At 70.0% G+C, this 11,995-nt stretch carries 10 protein-coding genes; 7 read left to right on the top strand and 3 right to left on the bottom strand.

Annotated elements, in window-relative coordinates:
* Positions 1–150 precede the first annotated feature (150 nt).
* Together AB8M46_RS23850 and AB8M46_RS23845 are read left to right on the top strand one after the other, a co-directional pair.
* Positions 151–1,608, top strand: coding sequence for a trypsin-like serine protease (locus AB8M46_RS23850; RefSeq protein WP_394361631.1), 1,458 nt, complete (start codon positions 151–153; stop codon positions 1,606–1,608).
* A gap of 27 nt (positions 1,609–1,635) precedes the next feature.
* A complete protein-coding gene (locus AB8M46_RS23845; RefSeq protein ID WP_394361630.1) occupies positions 1,636–3,174 on the top strand; it encodes a S8 family serine peptidase in 1,539 nt (512 codons plus the stop codon).
* A gap of 2 nt (positions 3,175–3,176) precedes the next feature.
* Here AB8M46_RS23845 and AB8M46_RS23840 read toward each other — a convergent pair whose 3' ends face one another.
* Positions 3,177–3,662: an HPP family protein gene (locus tag AB8M46_RS23840; protein WP_394361629.1), complete on the bottom strand. Its 486-nt coding sequence runs from the start codon at positions 3,660–3,662 to the stop codon at positions 3,177–3,179.
* The gene (locus AB8M46_RS23835; RefSeq protein WP_394361628.1) at positions 3,659–4,171 is read right to left on the bottom strand and encodes a carboxymuconolactone decarboxylase family protein; all 513 of its coding nucleotides are present in this window, start codon (positions 4,169–4,171) and stop codon (positions 3,659–3,661) included. The genes AB8M46_RS23840 and AB8M46_RS23835 overlap by 4 nt, the downstream gene beginning before the upstream one ends.
* Before the next feature lie 98 nt (positions 4,172–4,269).
* Between AB8M46_RS23835 and AB8M46_RS23830 the strand changes: the two genes are divergently transcribed.
* From AB8M46_RS23830 to AB8M46_RS23810, 5 genes are all read left to right on the top strand, one after another.
* Positions 4,270–4,821: a TetR/AcrR family transcriptional regulator gene (locus AB8M46_RS23830; protein ID WP_394361627.1), complete on the top strand. Its 552-nt coding sequence runs from the start codon at positions 4,270–4,272 to the stop codon at positions 4,819–4,821.
* A 280-nt stretch (positions 4,822–5,101) separates the two neighbouring features.
* Complete coding sequence (locus AB8M46_RS23825) at positions 5,102–5,800, top strand: TetR/AcrR family transcriptional regulator (RefSeq protein ID WP_394361626.1); 699 nt, start codon at positions 5,102–5,104, stop codon at positions 5,798–5,800.
* Positions 5,800–8,322: an ABC transporter ATP-binding protein/permease gene (locus tag AB8M46_RS23820; RefSeq protein ID WP_394361625.1), complete on the top strand. Its 2,523-nt coding sequence runs from the start codon at positions 5,800–5,802 to the stop codon at positions 8,320–8,322. Before AB8M46_RS23825 ends, AB8M46_RS23820 begins: the two co-directional genes overlap by 1 nt.
* Positions 8,319–10,022, top strand: a complete 1,704-nt coding sequence (locus AB8M46_RS23815; protein ID WP_394361624.1) for an ABC transporter ATP-binding protein — start codon at positions 8,319–8,321, stop codon at positions 10,020–10,022. The genes AB8M46_RS23820 and AB8M46_RS23815 overlap by 4 nt, the downstream gene beginning before the upstream one ends.
* Positions 10,019–10,873 carry an alpha/beta fold hydrolase gene (locus AB8M46_RS23810; RefSeq protein ID WP_394361623.1) on the top strand — a complete coding sequence of 285 codons (855 nt, stop codon included), beginning with the start codon at positions 10,019–10,021 and terminating at the stop codon, positions 10,871–10,873. Before AB8M46_RS23815 ends, AB8M46_RS23810 begins: the two co-directional genes overlap by 4 nt.
* Here AB8M46_RS23810 and AB8M46_RS23805 read toward each other — a convergent pair.
* Entirely contained in the window at positions 10,860–11,786 is a 927-nt protein-coding gene (locus AB8M46_RS23805; RefSeq protein ID WP_394361622.1) for a hypothetical protein, read from the bottom strand. The genes AB8M46_RS23810 and AB8M46_RS23805 overlap by 14 nt on opposite strands.
* Between the last annotated feature and the right edge of the window lie 209 nt (positions 11,787–11,995).

Below are 11,995 nucleotides of genomic sequence, written 5' to 3'. Positions count from 1 at the left end.
TCGTCGATTCGCTGGGTACAAGGTGGGAAACCGCAGGTCAGAGGTGGTTTCTTTAAATAGTGGGGCGCGGTCCGTATTCCACTATTGTTCCGCTTCCGCCGTCGATCGATGGTTGTCGGGCAGTTCGCGATTTCCCGGAAAGGAAGCACCGTGAGCAGAAAACGGATCTTAGGCGTGGTCGCCCTGACCCTGGCCGCGCTGGCGCCGGCGGCGGGTCTCGCCGGTGCGGAACCGGCCGACACCCTTCGCGCCATTTCCCCGACCGACGCCGCGCCCTTGCCGACGGGAGGCGTCCACGGCCAGAGCATCGGCGGCTCGCCCGCGTCGGTCAAGGACTACCCGTATGTCATCGCCGCCCTGCGGGAAGGCGGTTCGAGGCCGAAGGGCCAGAGCTGTTCCGGTTCCGTCATCGCGCCGCGGAAGGTCCTCGTCGCAGCCCACTGCAAGGAGCTGGCAGGCGAGAAGAGTGTCCTTTATGGACTCGACGACCTGAAGAGCGCGGGCGGCACCCAGCTGAAGGCCGTCGACTACAAGACACATCCCAAATTCACCCAGCCCTGGTACGGCTACGACGTCGCGGTGATCACCGTCGACGGTGACATCCCGGTGCCGCCCGGCGGCTACGCGAAGGTCGCCACCTCCGCCGACACCGGTCTGGAGACACCCGGCAAGGACGGGTTCAGCCTCGGCTACGGCAAGAAGGACATCAACGACACCACCCAGGACGTCACGCTGCACAAGCTGACCCTGCCGATCGTGAACGCGAGCCAGTGCACCGGCGTGGAGAACGGCGTCGACCCGAAGACGATGATCTGCGCGGGCTACTCCGACGGCCGCAAGACCATCCTCCCCGGTGACAGCGGTGGCCCGTTCGTCGTCAACGGGAAGGTCACCGGCCTCGCTTCGTGGAGCCGTAGCGATTTCCGCTGGTACAGCGTCTACAGCAGGCTCAACAACGACATGGGGGACTGGGTCGCCGAACAGATCGGCGGCGAGCAGCCCGGTGACGCCTTCACGCTCGCGGCTTCGCCGTCGTCGGTGAAGGTCCTGCCGGGCAAGTACGTGTCGGCGAGCGTCACGAGCAAACCGGGCAAGAACGGCGCCGAGGACATCACGCTTTCCGCGTCCGGATTGCCCGAGGGCGCCAAGGCCACCTTCCAGCCCGCGACGATCAAGGCGGGCGAGGTCGCCAAGCTGACCATCGAGACCGCCGCCGGAACCCCGGAAAAGGCCTACCAGGTCACGATTTCCGGCAAGGGGACCACCGACACGGCCACCGCGGGGCTCTCGCTCACCGTCGGCGCGGGCGAACCTCCCACCGGTGACTTGAAGGTGACCGTGAACCCGTCTTCCGGGTCGGGCCGCGTGGGCACGCTCGTGAGCACCACCGTCACCGCGACCGGCGGCACCGGCTCGATCACGTTCTCCGCCAGTGGTCCCGGGCTTCCGCTCAGCCCCATGTTCTGGCCGCAGAGCGTTTCGAGCGGCGGCAGTTCGACCATGCAGGTCTTCGCGCCGTACAGCGCCGGCACGTACCCGGTCACGGTGACCGCGAAGGGCAGCGGCGGCAAGACCGCGACCACCACGTACACCCTCACCGTCCAGTGACCTTCGTCGAAACAGAGGTGATTTCCCATGCGTGACAAGACGAAAACGCTACTGGCGCTCGGGCTGCTGAGCCCGCTGCTCGCACTCGGCGCCGGATCGGCCGTCGCCGCCGAAGCCGAAGGCACGGTGATCCCGGCCAAGGAGCACTACGGCGACCAGTACATCGTCGTCCTTCACGACGTCGCTGCGGCCGGACAGACGGCGTCCGCCGATCTGGCCAAACGATATGGCGGGGAGGTCCGTTCGGTCTGGACGGCGGCTCTCCGCGGGTTCTCGGCCAAGGGCATGACCGCGGCCGAGGCACGCAAACTGGCCGCGGACCCGTCGGTCAAGGCGGTGTACGAAGACGGCACCGCCCGCGGCACCGGCACCCAGCAGAACCCGACCTGGGGACTGGACCGGGTCGACCAGAAGAGCCTTCCGCTCGACAAGGCCTACAACTACCCCAACGACGGAGCGGGTGTCACCGCGTACGACCTCGACAGCGGCATCAACCCGTCGAACCCGGAGTACGAAGGCCGCGCCAGCCTCGGCAAGGACTTCATGGGCGGGGACGGCTCCGACTGCCACGGGCACGGCAGCCACACCGCGGGCACGATCGGCAGTAAGACCTACGGCGTCGCGAAGAAGGTCAAGATCGTCGGGCTGAAGGTGCTGGGCTGCAACAACTCCGGACCGGACTCGGGCATCATCGACGCCGTCGACTGGGTGACGGCCAACGCGAAGAAGCCCGCTGTGGCGAACATGAGCCTGACCATGGACGCCCCCGGTGTCGGGGACGACGCGGTGAAGCGGTCGATCGCGTCGGGCGTCGTGTACGGGGTGGCGGCGGGCAACGCCTCCACCGACGCGTGCAACACGAGCCCGGCACGGGTGCCCGAGGCGATCACGGTCAACGCCTCGGACTCCGCGGACAACCGGTCTTCGTTCTCCAACTACGGAAGCTGCACGGACATCTTCGCGCCCGGCACGAACATCACGTCGCTGAGCCCGAGCAGCGGGGGCTCCGCCGGGATGAGCGGGACTTCGATGGCGACGCCGCACGTCGTCGGCGCGGCCGCGCTCTATCTCTCGGCCAACCCCGGCGCCACTCCGCAGCAGGTGCGGGACGCGCTGGTGAACGGCGCGACCGCGGGGGTCATCAAGAACGCGGGCAGTGGATCGCCGAACAAGCTGCTGAACGTGTCGTTCATCGGCAGTGGCGGCCCCGGCCCGAACTGCGGGGCCAAGTCGAACACCACGCCGGTGTCCATTCCGGACGCCGGGGCGGCCGTGACCAGTTCCGTGACCCAGGAAGGCTGTGACGGCAAGGCTTCCGCGTCGTTGTCGGTCAAGGTGGACGTTTCGCACACTTACAGCGCCGACCTCGTGCTCGACCTGATCGGGCCGAGCGGCAAGGCCTACCGCCTCAAGAACCCGGGCGGTGTCGGCTCGGCCGGGGGTGTGCACCAGACCTTCACCGTCGACGCCTCCGGTGAAACGGCCAACGGCACCTGGAAGCTGAGCGCCCAGGACGTCTACCGGTTCGACACCGGCAGCATCGACGGGTTCACCGTCACGTTCTGAAATCACTGAGACTCGCCGGCAGGGGCGGGGAGGGAACCATCGGCGGGGTCGCTTTCGGCGGCCCCGCCGATGCCACGGCTGAACCTGGCGTGCAGGAGCAAGGCGACGGCCAGCGTGGCCGCCGCACCGATCAGGAACACGCCGGTGGGCCACGGCTGCAGGACCATCAGGCAGCCGGATGCGACGGCGGGCGGATGCACCACCCGGAAGAGCAGCATGGCGCCGAATCCGGTGGCCGCCGCGACCGCGACGGCCACCGGTCCGGGCGGCAGCGCGAACGCGGCGAGGACCCCGGCCACCACGGCGAGCGCGTGGCCGCCGAAAACCGCGACCGGCCGGGCGGAGAGGAGCGCCGGGTTGGCCAGCACCAGGGCGAGGCTGGCGGCGAGCGGTGCCGAGGCCGCCGGTCCGACACCGGAGCCCATTCCCGCGGCGGCCACCCCGCCCGCACCTGCCGCGGTCAGCAGGATCGGCGACGCGTGTCTCACTGGGACACCTCGGGGAAGTCGAGGTCGGGCTCGGCCACGTGGTTGAAGTAGTTGGACAGCACGTTGAGCGCGATATGCGCGACCACCTCGGCGACCTGCGCGTCGGTGACGCCGTCGGCGCGGGCCTCGGCCAGCCGCTCGTCGGGGACGCGGCCGCGGTGGGCCATGACGGCGTCGGCCAGCCGGAGCACCGCGCGGGTGTGCGGGTCGGGGCTTTCCGCCTCGCGGGCCTTGTCCAGTTCTTCGGCGGGGATGCGCATCTTCTCGCCGCGGAAGGTGTGCGCGGCGAGGCAGTAGCCGCATTCGTTGCGCTGTGCGGTGAACAGCGCGAGCAACTCGCGCTCGCGTGCGGTCAGTTCGCCGCGTGTGAGGGCGTCGCGCAAGGCGAGGTAGCCGCTCAGCGCCGCCGGGCCGTTGGCCATCGCGGCATAGAGGTTGGGCACCCGGCCGAGCTGGGCACGGACGTCGGTCAGCAACGGATGCTCGGTGAGCTGGGGGATGCGGGGCACGATCGCTCCAAACGGTACAGGTCTGTTCCGAGTTGGACGGTACAGATCTGTACCGTATGCGGTCAACCAATTCGGTACAGAGTGGTACTGTTTCGCCCGTGGGAACCCGAGCGCGCGAGCGGCTGCTGAGCACGGCCGAAGAGCTGTTCTACGCCGAAGGCATCCGCGCGGTCGGCATCGATCGCATCCTCGAGGAGTCCGGGGTCGGCAAGGCGTCGCTCTATCGGCATTTCCCGAGCAAGGACGCGCTGGTCGAAGCGGTGCTGCGGGAACGGGACCGCACCTGGCGGCACTGGCTCTCCAGCACGGTCGACGGCTACCGTCTCGCTCCGGAGGACCGGATCCTGGCGGTTTTCGACGCCCTCTTCGAACGCTTCTCCCGCAGAGACTTCCGCGGCTGCGCCTTCATCAACACCATGGTGGAGACGGCGGATCCGGCGAGCCCCGTGCATGCTGTGGCGGCCGAGCACAAGGCGGCGCTGACCGAGTACCTGGCCGGTCTGCTCGCCGACGCGGGCCGGGCCGATGTGGGGGAACTCGCCGCGCAGCTCGTTTTGATCGTGGACGGTGCGATCGTGACCGCGGTGCGCGAGAACGCGCCGGATGCGGCTGCTCGGGGTAAGGCGATCGCTGCCGCTTTGTTGCGCTGAACGCTTGGTGCGGTTTGGAGTTCCGTGCTTGGGCTCTTGCCGGTATTTGGCGAGATCTTGCCGTACGCGGGAAGGCGGTTGCCGTCGGGCTGGGCAAGCCGCGGCTCAGTGCGCCCAATGTGGCATTGGGGCCGTCGAGTGTCTCCAATGCCACATTGGGAGCCTCGATCACCGAGCGCCCACCGAGTCAGCCGCGGCCCACTGTCCCCAACGCGTAGCCACTTGACATTAGGTAAGCCCACCCTTAGTTTCCCCCTATAACTTTCCCGGAGGGGGCGACATGCCGAACATCGGTGGCCGCCCGGCCATGGTCGCGGTGGACGACATCGTGCGGGTCGGTCGCGAGCTCGGGATGCGCGGGCTCAGTGTCAAGGCGGTCGCGGTCCGGCTGGGGGTGACCGCGACCGCCCTCTATCGCCACGTCGAGAGCCGGTGGGGGCTTGAGCGGCTGGTCGGCGAGAGCATCCTGGCCGAGCTGCGGCTCCGGGACGATCCGCGGCACGACCTCGAACGACACCTGTTGTCCTTCGCGCTGCAGATGCGGGCCTTCATGCTGGAGCACCCGGGCCTCGCCGGCTATCTGCAGCTTCTGTTTCCGCGCGGCGACGGCGGTCAGCGCTTGCTGAACATCGAGGTCGACGCCCTCGTCCGCCGGGGTTACGAGCCCGGCGCGGCGATCGTGCTCAGCGGCGCGGTCGCGTCGATGACCATCGCGATGACCGCGTCCGAGGAGAACAGCGCGGCCGCCGAGGAGGCCGACGGCGACGGGCTGGACCGCGAGCGGGAGGCGGTTCGCGACCGGCTGTCCCGCGACGACCGGCTCGCCGAACCGTCCGCCGCGTTGCCGCAGGTGCCGCGGCCCGAGTACGTGCGGCTGCTGCTGACCGCGTCGATCCGTGGGCTGATCGGGTCCTGCCCGCCGGGCAGGCCGGTCGCCGAGATGGTGGCCGATCTGGCCGCCACGGGGGAGGGGTTGTGATGGCGCGCGGATTCCAGGGCGCGGTGATGCGCGGTTTCGGGGCCAGAGACCACGAAGCGACCGTCGTCGAGACGGAAGAGATCACGCCGAAATTCGTGCGGGTGCGGTTCGTTTCACCGACGTTGTTCGAGGACGTCGTCGTGGAGCCGGCGGCCTGGCTCCGGTTCTGGTTCCCGGATCCGGAAGGCGGCCCGACGGAGTTCCAGCGCGCGTACACGCTCACCGAGGCCGACCCGGAAGCCGGCACGTTCGCGATCGACGTCGTCCTGCACGAGCCCGCCGGTCCGGCGTCGCGCTGGCTGCGTGACGCGCGCCCGGGCGCGAAGGTGCCGGTGATGTCACTGGGTTCCTCGTCCTTCTCGGTCCCCGCCGAGCCTCCCGCCGGGTACCTGCTGATCGGCGACTCCGCCTCGATCCCGGCGATCAACGCGATCCTCGAGGTGATCCCGGCCGACCTCCCGATCGAGCTGTACCTCGAAGAGCACGACGAGACCGACCGGCTGATCCCGCTGGGCGGACACCCGCGGCTGACCGTGCACTGGGTGCCGCGCCTGGACGCGACTTCGCTGGCCGCGGCGATCGAGACGCGCGACTGGTCGGACTGGCAGGCGTGGATCGCGACGGAAGCCGGTTCGTTCAAACACCTGAAGACGCGTTTGCGTGAGGCGTTCGGCTTCCCCAAGTCCGAGGTGCACGGCCGCGCGTATTGGTACTACGGCCGGGCCATGGGTGCTTTCCGCGGGGAAAAGGAAGAGACGGCCGCCGAAGTCCCGAAGCCCGTCGCAGCGGCGCCGAAGGGGGCATGGCGGACGCAGGCGGCCGGACGGCTGCTCGCGCCGGTGCGGCGGACGCTGATCTTCGCCGGGATCCTGCAGGCCTTCGTGACGCTGATCGGTCTCGCTCCCTTCGTCCTGCTGGTGGAACTGGTCCGGCGGATGCTCGCGGGCGGCGAATCGTTGTGGGCGCTCGGTGTCTCGACGCTGATCCTGCTCGGCGTCGGCACCCTGCTGGAGTCCGCGGTCGTGCTCTGGCTGCACGCGGCCGACGCGCGGTTCGCCCGCGACCTGCGTCAGCGCCTGCTGGGCAAACTCGCGCGCCTGCCGCTGGGCTGGTTCACCGCGCGGGGTTCGGGCACGGTCGCGAAACTCGTGCAGGGCGACACGCTCTCACTCCACTACCTGGTCACGCACGCCGTGCCCGACGCGGTGGCGGCCGTCGTCGCGCCGGTCGCGGTGCTGGCGTACCTGTTCGCGGTGGACTGGCGGCTCGCCCTCGTCCTGCTCGTCCCGATCCTCGTCTACCTCGTCACCACGTCGATCATGGTCGTCCAATCGGGACCCAAGACCGGCCAGGCGATGCGCTGGGCGGAGCGGATGGCCGGCGAGGCGGGGGCGTATCTGGAAGGGCAGCCGGTGATCCGCGTGTTCGGCGGCGCCGCGGCTTCGTCGTTCCGGCGGCGGCTCGACGAGTACCTCGGTTTCCTCGGCGACTGGCAGCGCCCGTTCACCGGCAAGAAGACCATGCTGGACTTCGCCACCCGGCCCGCCACCTTCCTGCTCCTGATCACCGGCACCGGCACGCTGATGGTGGTCGGCGGCGGTATGGAGCCGGTGACGCTGCTCCCGTTCCTGGTGCTGGGCACCACTTTCGGCGCGCGGCTGCTGGGCATCGGTTACGGTCTCGGCGGCGTTCGCGAGGGAATGCTGGCCGCGCGCCGGATCCAGGTCGTGCTCGATGAACCCGAACTGTCCACAATGGAGCTTGAAGCCCGCGACGGTGTCGAGCCGGGCACCGTGGAACTGGACCGGGTGGGCTTCGCCTACCGTTCCGGCGTTCCCGTGCTGGAGAACGTTTCCCTGACCTTGCGGCCCGGCACGGTGACCGCGCTGGTCGGCCCGTCGGGAGCCGGGAAGTCGACCCTCGCCGCCCTCGTCGCGCGCTTCCACGACGTCACCGAGGGAGCGATCCGGGTCGGCGGCCGGGACGTCCGCGCCTTCGCCGCCGACGAACTCTACGGCCGCGTGGGGTTCGTGCTCCAGGATCCGCAACTCGTCCGGGGGACCGTGCGGGAGAACATCGCCCTCGCCGTCCCCGGCGCCACCGAAGAGCAGGTCGTCGCCGCGGCCAGGGACGCGCAGATCCACGAGCGGATCCTCCGGCTGCCCCAGGGATACGACACCGTCCTCGACGCCGGTTCCCAGCTGTCCGGCGGGGAACGCCAGCGGGTGGCCATCGCCCGCACGATCCTCGCCGACGCCCCGGTCCTCGTTCTCGACGAGGCGACCGCTTTCGCCGATCCCGAGTCGGAGTATCTCGTGCAGCAAGCACTCGACCGGCTCACCGCGGGCCGCACCGTCCTGGTCATCGCCCATCGCCTGCACACGGTCACCGGCGCCGACCGGATCGTCGTCCTCGATCGCGGGCGGATCGCGGAAAGCGGAACCCACGAAGAACTTCTGGCCTCGGATGGGCGCTACGCCCGCTTGTGGCGGGCCGGTGCCGGTGCGGGGGTGACCGCGTGATCCGCACGTTGCTGGGCCTGATCCCCGAGGCGAAACGCTCGGCCTTCCGGCGTTATGTCGTGCTAGCCGTGCTTTCGGTGCTCTTGCGTGCCGCCGGTGTCGTCCTGCTGGTGCCGTTGGTGGGTGCCTTGTTCGGCGCGGAGCCTTCGGACGCGCTGCCCTGGCTCGGCGCGCTCGCGGCCGTCACCGCGGCGGGCTGGGCGATCGACGCCGTCGTGGGGCGGCTCGGCTTCGAGCTCGGCTTCGGGGTGCTGGACCACGCCCAGCACGACGTCGCCGAGCGGCTGACGGACGTCCGGCTGTCCTGGTTGGACGGTGAACACACCCAGACCGCCCGGCAGGCCATCGCCGCCACCGGTCCCGAGCTCGTCGGCCTGGTCGGGTACCTGCTCACCCCGCTCATCGGCGCGGTCCTCCTGCCGATCGCGATCGCGCTGGCCCTGCTGCCGATCGCCTGGCCGCTCGGTGTCGCCGCGCTGGCCGGGGTCCCGGTGCTGCTGGGCGCGCTGTGGGCGACCGGCCGGATCACCCGCCGTGCCGACCGGGCGACGGCGGAGGCGAACACCACGCTGACCGAACGGATCGTCGAGTTCGCCCGCACCCAGCAGACGTTGCGGGCCGCCCGCCGCGTCGAACCCGCGCGCAGTCACGCCGGCGCCGCGCTCACCGCGCACCACGGCGCGACCGTCCGGTTGCTCCGCCTGCAGATCCCGGGGCAGATGCTGTTCGGCGTCGCCGGTCAACTGGCGCTGGTCCTGCTCGCGGGGACGACGGTCCTGCTCGCCACACGAGGTGAGCTGAGCGTGCCCGAGGCCGTCGCGCTGATCGTCGTGATCGCCCGGTACCTCGAACCGTTCACCGCGCTCGGGGATCTCGCGCCCGGTATCGAAACCGCCACCACCACGCTCGGCCGCATCCGCACCGTCCTCACCGCGCCCGTGGCCCCGGCCGGGGAATCCGCCGCACCGGCCAAAGCACCGCAGATCCGGTTCGAGAAGGTCGGTTTCCGCTACTCGCCGGACACCGAGCACGTGCTGGAGGACTTCGACGTCACCCTGGAACCGGGGACGACGACCGCGATTGTCGGGCCGTCCGGCTCGGGCAAGAGCACCGTGCTCGCGCTGCTCGCCGGTCTGCACCGGCCCACGAGCGGACGAGTGCTCGCCGACGGCAAGGATGTCGCGGAGTTCCGCCGGGATCTCGTCACGTTCGTCTTCCAGCAGCCGTATCTCTTCGAAGGATCGGTGCGGGACAACGTGCTCGCCGGGGATCCCTCGGCGAGCGACGAGCGGGTCGCCGAGGTCGTGAGGCTCGCCAGGGTCGGCGAACTGCTGGAACACACGGCCGTCGGCGAGGCGGGCACCGCTCTCTCCGGCGGCGAGCGGCAGCGGGTGTCCATCGCCCGCGCGTTGCTCAAACCTGCGCCCGTGCTGCTCGTCGACGAGGCGACCAGCGCACTGGACACCGAGAACGAGGACGCCGTGGTCCGCTCGCTCAGCGCCGATCCCGTGTCGAGGACGCGGGTGATCGTCACCCACCGGATCGCCGGGATCCGGCACGCCGACCGGGTGCTCTTCCTCGAGGACGGACGGATCGCCGAATCGGGCACGGTCGAAGAACTCCTTGAGGCGCAAGGACGTTTCGCCGAGTTCTGGCGGCGGCAGCTCGACGCCACCGGCTGGAGGATCACGGCGGGATGACCCACACCCAAGGCGAGCCCGAATGGGTCGTCACCCGTGACGGCAGACGGCTCTACGCGATGGTGCACCCGGGACCCGAGGGCTTCACCGGGCCGACGGTCGTGTTCGAAGCGGGCGCGGCCGCCACCCGGTCGTCCTGGGCGGCGGTCCAGCCGGAGGTCGGCCGCCACACCCGCGCGATCGCCTACGACCGCTCCGGGCTCGGCCGCAGCGCCCCCGACCCCGGCGGCCGCACGCTGCGCCGGATGGCCGACGACCTCAACGACGTCCTCGACCATTTCGGCCCGGGGCCGTACATCCTCGCCGGGCACAGCGCGGGCGGGCCGATCGTGCGGCAGGCCGCCGCCCGCCGTCCGGAGCGGATAGCCGGGCTGGTCCTGGTCGACCCGACCGATGAAGCGGCCGAAGTGCTCTTCGGCCGGGCCTTTCGCACCGGTGAACGCGTCGCGGTCGGGGTCAGCGCCGCGCTCGCGTGGCTGGGCCTGCTCAAGGTCGTCTTCCGCGGTCTGCTGCGAGACATCCCGGACGACGTCCGGCGCGACCTCGAACGAGAGGCGTTCACCGTCGGGACGACACGGACCCACCGGGAGCAGGCCCGCACCTTCCTCGACGAACTGGCCCTTTGGCGGCACGACCCACCGGTGCTCGGGGACATCCCGCTCACGGTCGTGTCCGGCGGCCTCGGCGGAGGCGGGATGTCCGGTGCGATGAGAGCGCGGGCGAACGCGTCCCACACCCATCGGGTGACCCTTTCGTCCGCAGGCAGGCACGTGATCGCGGAGCGGTCCGGTCACTACGTGCCGAAGACCGAGCCCGAGGTGATCGTCCGCGAGATCCTCAGGATGACGTGAGCGCCCGCCGCAGGTCTTCATAGGTGGGGGCGAGCGTCCGGAGTGTCGCGGCGGCCCGTGCGTCGTCCTCGACGACGAGGTCGTACTGCAGGGAGCCGATCAGCCGCGCCTGCGTGGTGAGGACGGCGGCCGCGGCTTCGTGGCCGACCCGGCGCAGGCAGGTCGCGGCGTCGTTCGTCCGCCGGGCGCCGAGGCGCACCACGAAATGGACGAGCAGCCCACGTAGTTCCGGGTCAGTTCCTTCTTCGATCCGGGCGGCGAGTGCGAGGGCGGCGTCGCCGTTGCCCACCGTGCCGGGCGGGAGTCCGGTGTCCGTTTCGTCGCCGAGCCGCCTGATTGCCCGGGGGAGTGCCGCGACGATCGCGGCTTCTTCCGAGACGACGGTGTGCTGCACGAAACGCGTCCGCATCGTGTGCGGTTTGCCGTAGGCGACGGTTTCGGCGAGCCAGGCGGCGGCGAAATCCGCCCGCGGGATCCGTGCGTACGGATATCCCTGCGGGTCGTGGGCGGTGACGGACTCGTCGTCCGCGGCGAGCGCGACCAGGAAATGGTCCGCGCCGATCGGGCCGGTCATTCCCGGCTGGTGGCGCAGGTGCCCCATTTCGACCGGGCCGATCAGGACCGGCCCGTCGGAAAGGCTTTCGACGAGCCGGGCGAACGCGGTGTCCGGATCCGGTTCGCTCGTCGTTTCCGCGCTCCAGCCGAGGGCGTCGAGCGCTTCGCCGATGCCGAGATCGGGATCCCAGCCGAAGGCGTCGAAAAACGGCAGTGTTCCGCCGACCAGCTGCATACCGAAGGGGCTGCCGGTCACGGTTTCGAGCACGTCGGGTCCCGGCGCCTCGGCACCGAGCAGCATCGCGAGGGAATGGGTATAGCAATAGGGGCCGGAGCCGCGATAAGGAATTTCGATCACGCGTTCGACGATGCCGGATTTCACACCGAAACACCACCCTCGCCTTTGTCCGTTGTGGACGGTGTTTCATCACCCGTCCGGGGGTTTCGGGGCCACTCAATGGGTTTTATCCAGGAGACACCGCTGCTCCCGCTTGCCGACGACGATCTTGCCGACCCAGGATGACCATCACTTGGGCTCGCTGTCCCCGCCGTCCTGACCTGGGCCGA

The organism is Amycolatopsis sp. SB7-3, from assembly GCF_041021335.1.
GTDB classification, from domain to species: domain Bacteria; phylum Actinomycetota; class Actinomycetes; order Mycobacteriales; family Pseudonocardiaceae; genus Amycolatopsis; species Amycolatopsis japonica.
This window is presented reverse-complemented; position numbering and strand designations above follow the sequence as displayed.